At 58.3% G+C, this 14,605-nt stretch carries 17 protein-coding genes; 8 read left to right on the plus strand and 9 right to left on the minus strand.

Annotated features, from left to right (window positions below):
• Positions 1–51 precede the first annotated feature (51 nt).
• From QRN20_RS04360 to QRN20_RS04370, 3 genes are all read right to left on the minus strand, one after another.
• Positions 52–1,947, minus strand: a complete 1,896-nt coding sequence (locus QRN20_RS04360; RefSeq protein WP_029241686.1) for a potassium transporter Kup — start codon at positions 1,945–1,947, stop codon at positions 52–54.
• Between the two features lie 213 nt (positions 1,948–2,160).
• Positions 2,161–2,484, minus strand: coding sequence for a helix-turn-helix domain-containing protein (locus QRN20_RS04365; RefSeq protein ID WP_058431995.1), 324 nt, complete (start codon positions 2,482–2,484; stop codon positions 2,161–2,163).
• Positions 2,477–2,788, minus strand: a complete 312-nt coding sequence (locus tag QRN20_RS04370) for a type II toxin-antitoxin system RelE/ParE family toxin (RefSeq protein WP_257118409.1) — start codon at positions 2,786–2,788, stop codon at positions 2,477–2,479. Before QRN20_RS04370 ends, QRN20_RS04365 begins: the two co-directional genes overlap by 8 nt.
• A gap of 278 nt (positions 2,789–3,066) precedes the next feature.
• On the opposite strand from QRN20_RS04370, the gene rimO reads away from it, so the two are divergent.
• From rimO to tsaA, 5 genes are all read left to right on the plus strand, one after another.
• Positions 3,067–4,410 (plus strand): 30S ribosomal protein S12 methylthiotransferase RimO, encoded by a 1,344-nt coding sequence (rimO, locus tag QRN20_RS04375; protein WP_058431994.1) that lies wholly within the window; start codon positions 3,067–3,069, stop codon positions 4,408–4,410.
• Positions 4,411–4,514: 104 nt separating this feature from the next.
• Positions 4,515–4,958 (plus strand): GNAT family N-acetyltransferase, encoded by a 444-nt coding sequence (locus QRN20_RS04380; RefSeq protein ID WP_058432018.1) that lies wholly within the window; start codon positions 4,515–4,517, stop codon positions 4,956–4,958.
• A 91-nt stretch (positions 4,959–5,049) separates the two neighbouring features.
• Entirely contained in the window at positions 5,050–5,760 is a 711-nt protein-coding gene (locus QRN20_RS04385; protein WP_122500771.1) for an rRNA pseudouridine synthase, read from the plus strand.
• Between the two features lie 68 nt (positions 5,761–5,828).
• Positions 5,829–6,290, plus strand: coding sequence for a YehS family protein (locus QRN20_RS04390; RefSeq protein ID WP_004879103.1), 462 nt, complete (start codon positions 5,829–5,831; stop codon positions 6,288–6,290).
• A 10-nt stretch (positions 6,291–6,300) separates the two neighbouring features.
• Positions 6,301–7,008 carry a tRNA (N6-threonylcarbamoyladenosine(37)-N6)-methyltransferase TrmO gene (tsaA, locus tag QRN20_RS04395; RefSeq protein ID WP_122500770.1) on the plus strand — a complete coding sequence of 236 codons (708 nt, stop codon included), beginning with the start codon at positions 6,301–6,303 and terminating at the stop codon, positions 7,006–7,008.
• A 48-nt stretch (positions 7,009–7,056) separates the two neighbouring features.
• On the opposite strand, the gene fpr is transcribed toward tsaA, so the two are convergent.
• Positions 7,057–7,836 carry a ferredoxin-NADP reductase gene (gene fpr, locus QRN20_RS04400; RefSeq protein ID WP_002554680.1) on the minus strand — a complete coding sequence of 260 codons (780 nt, stop codon included), beginning with the start codon at positions 7,834–7,836 and terminating at the stop codon, positions 7,057–7,059.
• A 123-nt stretch (positions 7,837–7,959) separates the two neighbouring features.
• On the opposite strand from fpr, the gene QRN20_RS04405 reads away from it, so the two are divergent.
• On the plus strand, positions 7,960–8,886 hold the full coding sequence (locus tag QRN20_RS04405; protein WP_004879099.1) for a LysR family transcriptional regulator: 927 nt from the start codon (positions 7,960–7,962) through the stop codon (positions 8,884–8,886).
• 14 nt (positions 8,887–8,900) lie between these two features.
• Here QRN20_RS04405 and QRN20_RS04410 read toward each other — a convergent pair whose 3' ends face one another.
• The 3 genes from QRN20_RS04410 to QRN20_RS04420 all read right to left on the minus strand — a co-directional run bounded on the left by QRN20_RS04410 (position 8,901) and on the right by QRN20_RS04420 (position 10,943).
• Positions 8,901–9,266, minus strand: a complete 366-nt coding sequence (locus QRN20_RS04410) for a diacylglycerol kinase (RefSeq protein ID WP_004879098.1) — start codon at positions 9,264–9,266, stop codon at positions 8,901–8,903.
• An 81-nt stretch (positions 9,267–9,347) separates the two neighbouring features.
• On the minus strand, positions 9,348–9,995 hold the full coding sequence (gene erdR / locus QRN20_RS04415; protein ID WP_004879097.1) for a response regulator transcription factor ErdR: 648 nt from the start codon (positions 9,993–9,995) through the stop codon (positions 9,348–9,350).
• A gap of 237 nt (positions 9,996–10,232) precedes the next feature.
• Positions 10,233–10,943, minus strand: a complete 711-nt coding sequence (locus QRN20_RS04420; protein ID WP_025994468.1) for a tRNA-uridine aminocarboxypropyltransferase — start codon at positions 10,941–10,943, stop codon at positions 10,233–10,235.
• Between the two features lie 218 nt (positions 10,944–11,161).
• On the opposite strand from QRN20_RS04420, the gene QRN20_RS04425 reads away from it, so the two are divergent.
• Positions 11,162–11,578, plus strand: a complete 417-nt coding sequence (locus tag QRN20_RS04425) for a quorum-sensing-regulated virulence factor family protein (RefSeq protein WP_029241694.1) — start codon at positions 11,162–11,164, stop codon at positions 11,576–11,578.
• A 346-nt stretch (positions 11,579–11,924) separates the two neighbouring features.
• A complete protein-coding gene (locus QRN20_RS04430; protein WP_122428926.1) occupies positions 11,925–13,043 on the plus strand; it encodes an LOG family protein in 1,119 nt (372 codons plus the stop codon).
• Between the two features lie 2 nt (positions 13,044–13,045).
• Here QRN20_RS04430 and recX read toward each other — a convergent pair whose 3' ends face one another.
• A complete protein-coding gene (recX, locus tag QRN20_RS04435) occupies positions 13,046–13,513 on the minus strand; it encodes a recombination regulator RecX (RefSeq protein WP_122415444.1) in 468 nt (155 codons plus the stop codon).
• Between the two features lie 5 nt (positions 13,514–13,518).
• A complete protein-coding gene (gene recA, locus QRN20_RS04440) occupies positions 13,519–14,583 on the minus strand; it encodes a recombinase RecA (protein ID WP_004879084.1) in 1,065 nt (354 codons plus the stop codon).
• Between the last annotated feature and the right edge of the window lie 22 nt (positions 14,584–14,605).

Here is a 14,605-nt window from a genome sequence, read left to right on the forward strand (position 1 = left end):
GGCACCGTAAGGTCGCCGGGATTTTTGTTTGCGGGCAGTATATTTGCCAGCTTACATCTCGACTTGCGTACCCAGCTCGATCACGCGGTTGAACGGCAGCTTGAAGAAGCGCAGGTTGCCGTTGGCGTTCTTGAGCATGAAGGCGAACAGTGCCTCGCGCCAGCGAGCCATGCCGACCATCTTCGACGGAATGACCGTCTCGCGACTCAGGAAGTAGGTGGTGCGCATCGGGCTGAAGTCCAGTTCGGCCAAGTGACACAGGGCGAGCGCAGCGGGCACGTCAGGCTCGTCGATGAACCCGAAGTGCAGAATCACGCGGTAGAACCCTTCTCCGTATGACTCGACCTCGAAACGCTGCTGAGCGGGAACCCTCGGAGTGTCCTCGTAGACAACCGTCAACAGCACGACCTGCTCGTGTAACACCTGGTTGTGCAGCATGTTGTGCAACAGCGCATGCGGCACGGCATCGGAACGGGCCGTCAGGAACACCGCCGTACCCTGCACACGATGTGGCGGCTGCACGCGAATGCTGCCGATGAAGATCGGCAGCGGTAGACCGCCTTCGTCGATACGCTCGGCGAGCAACTGCTTGCCGCGCTTCCAGGTGGTCATGAGGATGAACAGCACCGCGCCCGCCAGCACCGGAAAGGCACCGCCCTGAAAAATCTTCGGCACGTTGGCAGCAAAGAACAGACCGTCTACCAGCAACAGCCCTATCAATAGCGGAACGGCCAGCAATGGCGGCCATTTCCACAGCAGCAGCATCACCGAAGACACCAGAATCGTGGTGCAGAGCATGGTCCCGGTCACCGCCACGCCGTAGGCAGAAGCCAGCGCGCCGGAAGACTCGAAGCCGATCACCAGCATGATCACGCCCGCCATCAGTGCCCAGTTTACGGCGCCGATGTAAATCTGGCCCTGTGCATCACTGGAGGTGTGCTGGATGTACATGCGTGGGATGTAGCCAAGCTGGATGGCCTGCAGCGTCATGGAGAACGCACCGGAAATCACCGCTTGAGAGGCAATGATCGTCGCCATGGTCGACAGGCCGATCAGTGGCAGCAGCGCCCAACCCGGCGCCAGCAGATAAAACGGATTGCGCACGGTCTCGGGATTGCCCAGCACCAGCGCACCCTGACCGAAATAGTTGAGCAGCAACGCTGGCAACACGAGGATGAACCACGCCCGCGAAATCGGCTTGCGGCCGAAGTGCCCCATGTCTGCATACAGGGCTTCGGCGCCCGTCAACGCCAGCACCACTGCGCCAAGAATGGCGACACCGATGCCAGGGTGAATAATGAAAAAGTGCACGCCCCAGGCAGGATTCACCGCCTTGAGCACTTCCGGCGACTGCATGATGCCGTAGACACCCAGCGCCCCCAGCACCACAAACCAGGTGACCATCACCGGACCGAACAGCACACCGATGCGCGCCGTGCCGTGCCTCTGAATCAGGAACAGACCGATCAACACCACCAGCGCCATTGGCACGATCCAATGCTCCAGCCCGTCGAACGCCAGCTCGAGACCTTCCATCGCCGACAACACGGATACGGCAGGCGTGATCATGCTGTCTCCGTAAAACAGCGCCGCACCGAACAGGCCGAACACCACCATCAACATCTGCAGCCTGGGGTACTTGGCCGTAGCCCGTCGCGCCAGTGCCGTCAGGGCCATGATGCCGCCCTCGCCCTGGTTATCGGCACGCAGGATGAAGACCATGTACTTGAAGGACACCACCCAGATCAGCGACCAGAAAATCAGCGACAGAACGCCCAGAATCGCGTCATGCGTGACCTCGACCCCGTAGCCGCCCTGAAATACCTCCTTGAGCGTATACAGCGGGCTGGTACCGATATCGCCATACACCACGCCCACCGCTGCGATCAGCAGCCCAACAGGCCTGGCCGCCTTTCCAGAACCTTCATGACTGTTTGTTTGACTCATCCACTACTCCCGGAAACCAGACATGAGGTTCAAAGCACTATGAACTTCACAACGCGTAACAATTCAGATCCGCCCAGACATTGACATGCCGGGATGCGATGGCGCGAAGCATAACGCAGCGGTGGGTGTAATTCTCTTTCTACGATGGGCACATCATGTCAACGCCCAAGAAAAAGCCCACCGACAGATGGGCCTTAGACCTATTCAGTGCCTTTAAGCAAAGACAACCTCAACTCGCCCTTCACCACCACGCGAGCGCGGCGCTGTCTTTACAACTATCTGGACATCACGCCCAAGGCGAGAGAGGCAATCGATCATCTTGGACTCGCTGATACCTCTGAATTTTCCCCTGAGCATTTCCGACACCTTGGGTTGAGGCATCGCAAGGATTCGAGCAGCTTCGACCTGAGTAAGATGTCGAGCCTTGATAATGGCGCCTATCTTGGTGGCTAGTTGGGCCTTGATCAACATTTCTCTGGCGTCGCCTCGGCCGAGGTCTGCGTAGACATTGCCGCTACTTTCTTCGATATCAGTCATTTTTAGCCCCCTTGGCATGCTCTTCTGCTGCTTTGAGTCGAGATTTGATCAGATCAATGTCGTGCTGCGCCGTCTTGATGCCTGAGGTCGACTTCTTCTGAAAGCAATGCAAGGCATAGACCGCATTTCCAAACTTGACGGTATAAGCCGCCCGGTAAGTATCCCCGTCATAATCCTCAACAACCTCAAGCACACCAGCCCCGGAAAAGCCTTTCAAGGGTACGGCTTGAGTGTGCTTGTTTCCCTGCTGAGCCTGATGGAGCGCATACCCGAATACATCCTGCACATCCTCGGGCATCGCCAACAGGTCTTTCTTACTGCCAAACAACCAATACAATGGCTTCACTGCGAGATCGCCTATCCTTGCCAACACGGACAAAATATACCCGTTTGGGTATAGGATCAATTGACAATCCTGTTTCAAACCTTGAAGACGTTCCGCACTCGTCGTAAATCTCGCCCAGACACTGGTCATCACGCCCGCTCATCGCTAGAATTGCGCACTTTTTGATCAGAGGCGCAACCAAGCGCCCAATCGGTGCCTGCACGTAGTGTCCAGGCCCCATCACGCCGAGGTTCGCCATGTCCACCGTCACCACGCCATCCGCCCCCAAGGTTGGATTCGTCTCTCTGGGTTGTCCGAAAGCGCTCGTTGACTCCGAACGCATCCTGACTCAGCTGCGCATGGAAGGTTACGAAGTCGTTCCGACTTACGAAGACGCCGACGTGGTTGTCGTCAATACCTGCGGCTTCATTGACTCGGCCAAGGCTGAGTCGCTGGAAGTGATCGGTGAGGCACTGGCGGAAAACGGCAAGGTGATCGTGACCGGCTGCATGGGCGTGGATGAAAGCGTCATTCGCAAGGTCCACCCGAGCGTGTTGTCGGTGACCGGTCCTCAACAGTACGAGCAGGTCGTCAATGCCGTGCACGAAGTCGTGCCGCCTCGCCACGATCACAATCCGCTGATCGATCTGGTTCCGCCGCAAGGCATCAAGCTCACACCGCGTCACTACGCGTACCTGAAAATTTCCGAAGGCTGTAACCACAGCTGCAGCTTCTGCATCATTCCGTCGATGCGCGGCAAGCTGGTCAGCCGTCCGGTAGGCGATGTGCTCGACGAAGCCAAGCGTCTGGTCAAATCCGGCGTGAAGGAATTGCTGGTGATCTCGCAGGACACCAGTGCCTACGGCGTTGACGTCAAGTACCGCACCGGTTTCTGGGACGGCCAGCCAGTCAAGACCCGCATGACCGAGCTGTGTCAGGCGCTGGGTTCCATGGGCGTCTGGGTCCGCCTGCATTACGTTTATCCGTACCCGCACGTTGACGAGCTGATCCCGCTGATGGCGGCCGGCAAGATCCTGCCGTACCTGGACATCCCGTTCCAGCACGCCAGCCCCAAGGTCCTCAAGCTGATGAAGCGCCCTGCCTTCGAGGACAAGACCCTGGCCCGCATCAAGAACTGGCGCGAGCAGTGCCCTGACCTGATCATCCGCTCGACCTTTATCGTCGGCTTCCCTGGCGAAACCGAAGAAGACTTCCAGTACCTGCTGGACTGGCTGACCGATGCCCAACTGGACCGTGTCGGCTGCTTCCAGTACTCCCCGGTCGAAGGTGCGCCCGCGAACCTGCTGGACGCCGCCATTGTGCCGGATGATGTCAAACAGGACCGTTGGGACCGTTTCATGGCGCACCAGCAGGCCATCAGCGCCGCTCGTCTGCAGATGAAAATCGGTCGCGAGATCGAAGTGCTGATCGACGAAGTCGATGAACGCGGTGCGGTTGGCCGCTGCTTCTTCGATGCCCCTGAAATCGACGGTAATGTGTTCATCGGTCTGGAAGACGACAGCACGGTCAAGCCGGGTGACAAGATCATGTGCCGCGTGACCGACGCCGATGAATACGACCTATGGGCCGAAATCATCTGACGCTGGCTCCACCTGCCGGAAAAAGCCCTGCCCTTCAAAACGGCAGGGCTTTTTCGTTGAGTTTTGCGGTCTATGCACAGACTGGACACTGGGAGCGCTGGCCGATGGAATTCTACATTCCAGACAAGAACGACTACCCGGATTTGGTAGACCTGTGGGAGCGCTCGGTACGCGCCACTCATGACTTTCTGCCAGACGCCTACATCACGCTGTTGAAAGATCTGCTGCTCAGGCAATACCTGGACAGTGTGACCCTGTTCTGTACCCGTGACGCGCAACTGGACATCACCGGCTTCGCAGGCGTCAACCGGAGCAAACTCGACATGCTGTTCATCGACCCCGAGCACCGGGGAGAAGGACTGGGCTCACAGCTGCTGACCCATGCGATCTCACAATTCCACATCTACGAGCTGGATGTGAACGAACAGAATCCGCAGGCGCTGGGCTTTTACCTCAAGCACGGTTTCGAAGTGGTCAGCCGTTCCGAAGTCGATGGCCTGGGCAGCCCCTATCCAATGCTCAGGATGCATTTGAGCCGCCGCAATTGACGTGACTGAAGGCGCAATTGCAATGTTGCCGCGATTAACCCGGCGCAGGCGGTTACAATGGCGCCTTTCTCATCAGTAAACGGCTTCTTTCATGACAGACCCCATTCGCCTCTCCAAACGCCTCATCGACCTGGTCGGCTGCTCCCGCCGGGAGGCCGAACTGTTCATCGAGGGCGGCTGGGTCACCGTGGATGGCGTGGTGGTCGAAGAGCCGCAATTCAAGGTCGATAACCAGAAGGTCGAGCTGAGCCCTGATGCCAAGGCGGATTCACCGGAGCCGGTCACGATCATCTTTCACACGCCCGCCTCGGTGACTGCCGAAACCGCTCTGCAGATGATCACGCCGGGCACCCTGTCCGAAGAACACAGCTATGGCAAGCGCCCGCTCAAAGGGCACTTTCTGCGGCTTGAAGCGATCTCCAGCCTGCAGGCCAACGCCAGCGGCCTGATGGTGTTCAGCCAGGACTGGAAAATCCTGCGCAAACTCACCGACGACCGCAGCAAGATCGAGCAGGAGTACGTGGTGGAGATCTCCGGCGAGATAGTCCCTCATGGGCTGAACCGCCTGAACCACGGCCTGACCTACAAGGGCAAGGAGCTGCCGAAGGTCAAAGCCAGCTGGCAGAACGAGAACCGCCTGCGTTTCGCCATGAAGAATCCGCAGCCAGGCATCATCGCCCAGCTCTGCGAGGCCGTCGGCCTGAAAATCGTCTCCGTTCGCCGCATCCGCATTGGCGGCGTGTCCATGGGCAAGCTGCCCGAAGGGCAATGGCGCTACATGACAACCAAGGAAAAGTTCTAACTTCCCCTCATTACCGGGCGTATGCATTTGCTCGTGCGCCGTCAAAAGACTTACAGGACTCACCGCTCATGATGAACAACGATGTATTGCGCAGCGTGCGCTACATGCTCGATATCAGCGACAGCAAGATTGTCGAAATCACAAAGCTGACCGGTTTTGAGGTCTCCAAGAGCGACGTCATTGCGTTCATGAAGAAAGAGGAAGAAGAAGGCTATCTGGATTGCAGCGATGAGATCATGGCGCACTTCCTGGATGGTCTGGTCTACTTCAAGCGCGGCAAGGACGAGAGCCGCCCACCTCAAGCCATCGATCTGCCGATCACCAACAACATTGTGCTGAAAAAGCTGCGCGTGGCCTTCGAACTGAAAGAGGACGACATGCACGCAATCCTCAAGTCCGTCGACTTCCCGGTCTCCAAGCCGGAGCTGAGCGCGCTGTTTCGCAAGGTGGGTCATACCAATTACCGCGAATGCGGCGACCAGCTGCTGCGTAACTTCCTCAAGGGCCTGACCCTGCGCGTTCGCGGCTGAGTCGGCGGGCATGACCCATACCGTTTCACCGGTCGGCTACGTGCGCTCCTGCTTCAAGGAGAAGTTCGCCATTCCGCGTCAGCCACACCTGGCGCCAGCCGCGCGCGGCGTACTGGAACTGGTCGCCCCTTTCGATCAGGGCGATGCGGTACAGGGTCTGGAGCAGGTCAGCCATGTCTGGCTGCTGTTCCTGTTCCATCTGGCGCTTGAAGACAAGCCACGCTTGAAAGTGCGCCCGCCTCGCCTGGGCGGCAATCAATCGATGGGCGTGTTCGCCACTCGCGCGACTCATCGCCCCAACGGTATCGGTCAATCAGTGGTCAGGCTGGATAAAATCGAAGCCGGACGCCTCTGGTTGTCGGGTATCGACCTGCTTGACGGCACGCCGGTGCTGGACATCAAGCCCTACGTGCCATACGCCGACGCTGTCGAGAGCGCGACCAACTCGATGGCCAGCGCCGCACCCGAGCTGATTCCGGTGCACTGGCAGGACGCCGCGCTGGTTCAGGCGCACGAGCATGCGTTGAGACTGGGCGAACCGCTGGTGGAACTGATTGAGCAGTGCCTGGCTCAGGACCCCAGGCCTGCCTATCAGGTGCCCACGCCCGAACGTCGCTACGGTGCGCAGTTCTGGGATCTGGATGTTCGCTGGCATTACCCTCAGGCAGGCGTCATTTGCGTGCTGGAAGTGGTCCCGGCACAAGTTTCCGGCCAATAAAAAACCGCCTCATCCTGCGCAAGGGTGAGGCGGTTTTTTCAACCCGGCTTACTTCTCGACGAATGCACGCTCGATCAGGTAATCGCCAGGCTCACGCATGCGTGGGGACACGGTCAGGCCGAAGCTGTTGAGCACTTCGCTGGTCTCGTCCAGCATGCTCGGGCTGCCGCACAGCATGGCGCGGTCGTCCTGAGGATTGATCGGCGGCAGACCGATGTCGCTGAACAGCTTGCCGCTGCGCATCAGGTCAGTCAGGCGGCCTTCGTTCTCGAACGGCTCACGGGTTACGGTCGGGTAGTAGATCAGCTTGTCACGCAGCGCCTCACCGAAGAACTCGTTCTGCGGCAAGTGCTCGGTGATGAACTCGCGGTAGGCGACTTCGTTCACGTAACGCACGCCGTGGCACAGGATGACCTTTTCGAAACGCTCGTAGGTCTCGGGGTCCTGGATCACGCTCATGAACGGCGCCAGGCCTGTGCCAGTGCTGAGCAGATAAAGATGCTTGCCCGGCTTGAGGTCGTCCAGCACCAGCGTGCCTGTAGGCTTCTTGCTGATGATGATCTCGTCGCCTTCCTTGAGGTGCTGCAGCTGCGAGGTCAGCGGACCGTCAGGCACCTTGATGCTGAAAAACTCCAGATGCTCTTCCCAGTTAGGGCTGGCAATCGAATACGCACGCATGAGCGGACGACCGTTTGGCTGCTGCAGACCGATCATGACGAACTGACCGTTCTCGAAACGCAGACCAGGGTCGCGGGTGCACTTGAAACTGAAGAGGGTGTCGTTCCAGTGATGGACGCTGAGGACACGCTCGTGGTTCATGTTGCTCATGTACGTGGGAACTCCTGAAAATTTCGTGCGCGCAGGGGCACGGCGCTATTGCGCGACATTCTAGTGGCAGACACAATATCTGTTAAATGAATTATCAAGATATGGGTTATCGGTTATATAGATATGCGATTCACTCTTCGTCAACTTCAGGTCTTTGTCGCCGTCGCCCAGCAGGAAAGCGTCTCGCGCGCTGCCGTGCTGCTTTCACTCTCCCAGTCGGCTGCCAGTACATCGATCACCGAACTGGAGCGTCAGTCCAGCTGCCAGCTCTTCGACCGCGCCGGCAAACGACTGAGCCTCAATGCCACGGGACGCCAGTTGTTGCCCCAGGCGGTTGCCCTGCTCGATCAGGCCAAGGAAATCGAAGACCTGCTCAACGGCAAGTCAGGTTTCGGCTCGTTGGCCGTTGGCGCGACGCTGACCATCGGCAACTATCTGGCGACGCTGTTGATCGGTGGCTACATGCAGCGTCATCCGGAAAGCCAGGTGAAACTGCATGTGCAGAATACCGCGCACATCGTGCAACAGGTGGCGCATTACGAAATCGACCTGGGTTTGATCGAGGGCGATTGCAGCCACCCCGACATTGAAGTGCAATCCTGGGTCGAAGATGAACTGGTGGTGTTCTGTGCGCCGCAGCATCCGCTGGCCAAACGCGGCCAGGCCACACTGGAGGAACTGACGCGTGAAGCCTGGATTCTGCGCGAGCAGGGATCCGGCACTCGGCTGACGTTCGATCAGGCCATGCGTCATCACCGTAACGGTCTGAATGTGAAGCTGGAACTGGAGCACACCGAGGCCATAAAACGGGCGGTGGAATCGGGGCTCGGCATTGGCTGCATTTCCAGACTTGCACTGCGCGATGCGTTTCGTCGTGGCAATCTGGTGGAATTGACCACCCCGGATCTGGACCTGTCCCGGCAGTTCTACTTCATCTGGCACAAACAGAAGTACCAGACCTCCGCCATGCGCGAATTTCTCGACCTCTGCCGGGCATTTACCGCCGGCGTGCAGCGCAGCGACGAAATCGTGCTCCCGAGCCTGTACTGATCAACGATTCAGGTTCAGCCCAGCAGAACGATGCCCCACACCAGACCGATCATGGTCAAGGCAATGAACTGCGCAGCGCTGCCCATATCCTTGGCGTTCTTGGACAGCGGATGCAGGTCCAGCGAGATCCGGTCGATGGCCGCCTCGACAGCGGAGTTGAGCAACTCGACGATCAACGCCAACAGACAAACTGCAACCAGCAATGCGTGCTCGCCTTTACTGACCGTCAGAAAAAACGACAGCGGAATCAGCACCACATTGAGCAGCACCAACTGACGGAAAGCGGCTTCGCCCTTGAAAGCGGCGGTCAGGCCATCCAGGGAATAACCTGCGGCGTTAAGGATTCGTTTCAGACCGGTTTGGCCTTTGAAGGGCGACATAGAGAGGCTGCTGTACTGTAAGGAAGAGGAAAGCTAAGGGAACGCAGGTCAAAAAAGCGTGAACATTTCTGTGACTGGCGGTTAGCTGGCTGAGATGGATTCGAGTTGTTGCAGCAGCAACGCTGCCTGGGTCCGGGTGCGCACACCGAGCTTGCGGAAGATCGCCGTCACGTGAGCCTTGATGGTGGCTTCAGAGACGCTCAGCTCAAAAGCGATCTGCTTGTTCAACAGTCCCTCACACACCATGGTCAACACCCTGAACTGCTGCGGCGTCAGGCTGGCGAGCCCGGCACTGGCGGCTTTGGCCTCATCCGACACGCTGATGGTTTCGTTGACCTGCGGCGGCCACCACACGTCGCCCTCCAGAACGGTACGCACCGCATGCTGAATGGCCTCAAGCGAACTGGACTTGGGAATGAAACCGCTGGCACCGAATTCTCTGGAGCGAACAACGATGGACGCCTCTTCCTGCGCCGACACCATGACGACAGGGATCTGCGGGTATTGCCCCCGCAACAGCACAAGACCGGAAAAGCCATAGGCACCGGGCATGTTCAGATCAAGCAACACCAGGTCCCAGTCTGTCTTCTGCTCCAGATGTGATTCCAGTTGCGCGATGCTTTCTGCCTCGACCAGCCGTGCATCAGGCCCCAGACCGATGCTCAACGCCTGCCGCAGCGCACTGCGAAACAGAGGATGATCGTCGGCGATCAGGATGTCGTAGGTCATGTGTTGATCCTGTTTTCATAGTGAGGGCCAGCAACGCAGGCCGCTCGCCAGGGCATCCGGAAATGCCGGCAAATTCACGTTGCCCGACCGGGCAGGTGCAGCGCCAAACCCGGTGAATCGGCGTCCAAGCGGCGCCAAGCATGCCCAGCAACACCATGACGGTCAAGCATGAAGCGCCCCGGAGCCGAGGATAAGATGGCAATCAGCCAACCACCGAAGCAGTAAACGCCGGGCAGGCTATATAAAAGCCTTCAAATGGTTATGCGCTGCGTCGTCCGGATCAATCGGTCGCTGGTACTTGGCCCCCAGATAATGAGCGCTGAACACATCCAGATAAGCATCAAGCACGCCACTGGCGCTGACATCGTCGGCCAATTCCAGGCACAGCGCAGCCACTTCTGCCGTACAGAAATGGTCATCACGCCTGGACCGCCGCAGTCGGTAGCGGGATATCTGCTCGGGCTCCAGGCTCAGCACCGGAAACTTCTCCAGATACGGGCTTTTGCGAAACATCTTGCGTGCTTCGGTCCAGGTGGCGTCCAGCAGAATGAACAACGGCCGCTTGCCGTCTTCGCGTGACACCTGGGTCACTACCCGTTCCCTGGCGACGAACTCACCCGGGAACACGATGTACGGTTGCCACTGCGGATCATCCAGCAACGCCAGCAGTTGTTCGTCGACCTCGATGCGCGACCAGCCGAACGCGTGCGTGTCTTCGATGACATCGGCAATCAGCCAGCCGGTATTGGTCGGCTTCAACGGCTCGGTGTCGTACATCAGCAGGCACATGCCCGAATCAGCCGCGACCTTGGGTCGCCATGCACATAAACAGTAGCTGGAGATGACCCGGCAATCCGGGCAACGTGGCGCACGCGAGCCTCGGGCGATGAACGGTTTGGTACTGCGTGCCAGTCGCTCATCGCGCAGGCGGGAGACAGCGTGGCTCATTGCAGCACGCACCAACTGAGGGAATACATCGACACCACGAGAACTCGGCAGGAATAAAGTGTGCGCAGTTTATCAGAGCACTGACCGTTCAACCCTAGGCTGTGTGAAGAGTCCTGTCTTATACTGCTGCGCCATCCAGACCCGCAGTCGGCAGGTTATCCCGGAACGCACTTTGAAGTCGCTGGTCCAACGGCCAGCTACTTAATCAGGAGAGTTTAATGCTGCGCCTCATCGCCCCTACCCTTACGCTTTTGCTCGTTGCTCCGCTGTGCGCCCAGGCGGCGTCGAAGCAGGAGTTCGAACTCAGCAAGATGCTGGAAAAAGTCGCGAAGGAAAGCAGCGTCGGTACGCCTCGAGCGATCAACGAAGACATTCTGGATCAGGGCTACACCGTCGATGGTAACGCACTGATCAACCACCTGAGCGTACGTGAAGGCCAGGCGCAGCAAATGCGCGCCAACCCGGACGCCATGCGCAACCAACTGGGCAACAGCGTCTGCCATAACAATGGCTACCGTCAGTTGATGACCAAAGGTGCCGTGCTCAAGTATCAGTTCACCGAGTACAAGACTAACAAAGCGATCGCGACCCAGACCTTCCAGGCCTCGGACTGCACGGTCAAACCCAAGAAATAAGCCGCTCTGCCCTTCCAGTGCGCCTGCCCCTCAGGCGCACACTGTTCTCGTTTCGAGACATCCTGCAACGCCTCCAACCTGAAGACGAACCGAGAACCGATGGCCTTTTTGAAGGCTTCGGCACATCATCGATTCGACACACAAGCCAGACTGGCGCTATAAACTTCTGACAGCCAACCGGTACTTTCAGGCACGTGGACAACAGGAGCGACACGTTCATGTGCACCCATCGTTTCTTGTGAACCAGTGAAACAGACAGAATCCATACGATCCGGTATCGCTCAGCTCATCTTTTTGACGATCAGGCTGGAGCGGATCAAGGAAACTGCAGGAGGAGACATCTTGAATGCCGTATGTACCTAACGATCTTCTGTCCAGACACTTTCAAAGCAATGGCCTGGACCTGACCGGCAAGATTGAAGAACACATTCATCAGGTCGCCCCAGGCAGCCCCAATCTTGCGCTTTACCGAGACATGATGCTGACCGTGCTGCGCATGGCTCAGGATGATCGCAATCGCTGGAATGCCAAGATAACCCTGCAGACCCTGCGCGAGCTGGACAACGCCTTCCGAGTGCTTGAGCGATTCAAGGGTCGGCGCAAGGTAACAGTGTTCGGCTCGGCCCGAACGCCACTGGAACATCCTCTGTATGCGCAGGCCACGGACCTGGGCGCTAAACTGGCGCAGTCCGACATGATGGTGATCACCGGAGCAGGCGGCGGCATCATGGCTGCGGCTCATGCGGGAGCAGGCCTCAAGCACAGCCTGGGCTTCAACATCACCCTGCCCTTCGAGCAACATGCCAACGCAACGGTAGAGGGCACGGAAAACCTGCTGCCCTTCCACTTCTTCTTTACCCGCAAGCTGTTCTTCGTCAAGGAAGCCGACGCGCTGGTGCTGTGCCCGGGCGGTTTCGGCACGCTGGATGAAGCACTGGAAGTGCTCACGCTGGTTCAAACCGGGAAAAGCCCGCTGGTGCCTATCGTATTGCTGGATACGCCGGGCGGCAGCTTCTGGCAAAGCGCGCTGGACTTCATCAAGACGCAACTGGAAGACAATCACTACATTCTTCCCGCCGACATGAAGCTGATGCGCCTGGTGTATAGCACCGACGAAGCTGTGGATGAAATCAAACGGTTCTACAGCAACTACCACTCCAGCCGCTGGCTGAAGAGCAAGTTCGTGATTCGCATGCACCATGCGCTCAGCGAGCAGGCGCTTGCGCACATGCAGGAGACATTTGCCGACTTGTGTGTCAACGAGGGATTTCACCAGCACGGTTATCAGGGTGAGGAACACGATGAGGCTCAATTCAGCCATCTCACGCGGCTGGCTTTCACCTTTACCGGACGTAATCAGGGTCGGCTTCGAGAGCTGGTGGACTACATCAACTCGCCGGAGAACTGGTCGAAACCCTCAGGCGAACAACAGTCAGCGCATCAACGCGAACCGCTGAACGTCTGATATCAATCGTCCATGCCTCGGCCGCTCAACAGGCGGCCGATCATGTCCAGCGGATAGCCTCGGTAACTCAGGAAGCGACCCTGCTGAGCACGTTCACGCGCGTCAACAGGCATGCGCCCGGCAAACTTGCGCTGCCAGGTTTCCTGAAGCTTTTCCTGCCAGTCCACGCCGCACTCTTTCAGCGCCTGCTCGATATCGGCACGCTGCAAGCCGCGTTGGCTCAGCTCTTCACGGATACGCACAGGCCCGTAGCCCGAACGAGACCGATAGGAAACAAAGCTTTCAAGATAACGGGATTCAGAGAGCAGGCCTTCCTCGATCAGACGATCAAGAGCGGCTTCGATATGCTCAGGGGAGGCGCCGCGCTGACGCAGCTTTCGCGTCAGCTCGACTCGACCATGCTCGCGTCGCGCGAGCAGGTCCATTGCAGTTCGCCTGACGGCGACGGGCGTATCAAGCACGGCAGACATGGATATCAGCTATCGGCGTCTGCTTCAGCCATGTCGTCAGCCACTGCAGGCTCGCGGGAACCAACGGCTTTGGTATCAACGCCAGGCGTCAGCAGCTTGTCGCGAATCTGCTTCTCGAGGGCGTTACCGATTTCCGGGTTATCTGCCAGGAACTTGGCCGAGTTGGCCTTGCCCTGACCGATCTTGCTGCCCTGATAGCTGTACCAGGCACCGGACTTCTCGAGGAAACCGTGCAGTACGGCCAGATCGATGATTTCGCCGTTGAGGTAGATGCCCTTGCCGTAAAGGATCTGGAACTCGGCCTGACGGAACGGCGGAGCCACCTTGTTCTTGACGACCTTGACGCGGGTCTCGCTGCCGACCACTTCGTCGCCTTCTTTCACAGCACCAGTACGACGGATGTCCAGACGTACCGAGGCGTAGAATTTCAGTGCGTTACCACCGGTGGTGGTTTCCGGGCTACCGAACATCACACCGATCTTCATGCGGATCTGGTTGATGAAAATCACCAGGCAGTTGGCGTTCTTGATGTTACCGGTGATCTTGCGCAGCGCCTGAGACATCAGACGTGCCTGCAGACCCACGTGCATGTCACCCATCTCGCCTTCGATCTCGGCCTTCGGAACCAGAGCGGCAACGGAGTCGACCACGATCACGTCGATGGCGTTGGAGCGCACCAGCATGTCGGTGATTTCCAGAGCCTGTTCACCGGTGTCCGGCTGCGAGACCAACAGGTCGTCGACGTTGACGCCCAGCTTGCCTGCGTACTCGGGATCAAGTGCGTGTTCGGCATCGACGAATGCACAGGTCGCGCCCATTTTCTGGGCCTGAGCGATGACAGACAGTGTCAGCGTGGTTTTACCGGAAGACTCGGGACCGTAGATTTCAACGATCCGGCCTTTTGGCAGACCACCAATACCGAGTGCGATATCCAGACCGAGCGAACCGGTGGAAATGGCAGGAATCGCCTGACGGTCATGGTCGCCCATGCGCATCACGGCACCTTTACCGAACTGACGCTCGATCTGACCCAAGGCCGCAGCCAAGGCTTTCTTCTTGTTGTCGTCCATTGAAGTCCTCACGTAATCAAAT

Origin of the sequence: Pseudomonas sp. fls2-241-TYG-175, assembly GCF_030209155.1 — a bacterium.
In the GTDB taxonomy this organism is placed as follows: domain Bacteria; phylum Pseudomonadota; class Gammaproteobacteria; order Pseudomonadales; family Pseudomonadaceae; genus Aquipseudomonas; species Aquipseudomonas viridiflava.

Bases quoted from the DNA above. Each gene is read 5' to 3' on its own strand.
- QRN20_RS04365 (WP_058431995.1), bottom strand. From the start codon at position 2,484: ATGACTGATATCGAAGAAAGTAGCGGCAATGTCTACGCAGACCTCGGC.
- tsaA (WP_122500770.1), top strand. From the start codon at position 6,301: ATGACCCATACCGTTTCACCGGTCGGCTACGTGCGCTCCTGCTTCAAG.
- QRN20_RS04425 (WP_029241694.1), top strand. From the start codon at position 11,162: ATGCTGCGCCTCATCGCCCCTACCCTTACGCTTTTGCTCGTTGCTCCG.
- erdR (WP_004879097.1), bottom strand. From the start codon at position 9,995: ATGACCTACGACATCCTGATCGCCGACGATCATCCTCTGTTTCGCAGT.
- QRN20_RS04380 (WP_058432018.1), top strand. From the start codon at position 4,515: ATGGAATTCTACATTCCAGACAAGAACGACTACCCGGATTTGGTAGAC.
- recX (WP_122415444.1), bottom strand. From the start codon at position 13,513: ATGTCTGCCGTGCTTGATACGCCCGTCGCCGTCAGGCGAACTGCAATG.
- QRN20_RS04430 (WP_122428926.1), top strand. From the start codon at position 11,925: ATGCCGTATGTACCTAACGATCTTCTGTCCAGACACTTTCAAAGCAAT.
- QRN20_RS04420 (WP_025994468.1), bottom strand. From the start codon at position 10,943: ATGAGCCACGCTGTCTCCCGCCTGCGCGATGAGCGACTGGCACGCAGT.
- rimO (WP_058431994.1), top strand. From the start codon at position 3,067: ATGTCCACCGTCACCACGCCATCCGCCCCCAAGGTTGGATTCGTCTCT.
- QRN20_RS04390 (WP_004879103.1), top strand. From the start codon at position 5,829: ATGATGAACAACGATGTATTGCGCAGCGTGCGCTACATGCTCGATATC.
- fpr (WP_002554680.1), bottom strand. From the start codon at position 7,836: ATGAGCAACATGAACCACGAGCGTGTCCTCAGCGTCCATCACTGGAAC.
- QRN20_RS04385 (WP_122500771.1), top strand. From the start codon at position 5,050: ATGACAGACCCCATTCGCCTCTCCAAACGCCTCATCGACCTGGTCGGC.
- recA (WP_004879084.1), bottom strand. From the start codon at position 14,583: ATGGACGACAACAAGAAGAAAGCCTTGGCTGCGGCCTTGGGTCAGATC.
- QRN20_RS04405 (WP_004879099.1), top strand. From the start codon at position 7,960: ATGCGATTCACTCTTCGTCAACTTCAGGTCTTTGTCGCCGTCGCCCAG.
- QRN20_RS04410 (WP_004879098.1), bottom strand. From the start codon at position 9,266: ATGTCGCCCTTCAAAGGCCAAACCGGTCTGAAACGAATCCTTAACGCC.
- QRN20_RS04360 (WP_029241686.1), bottom strand. From the start codon at position 1,947: ATGAGTCAAACAAACAGTCATGAAGGTTCTGGAAAGGCGGCCAGGCCT.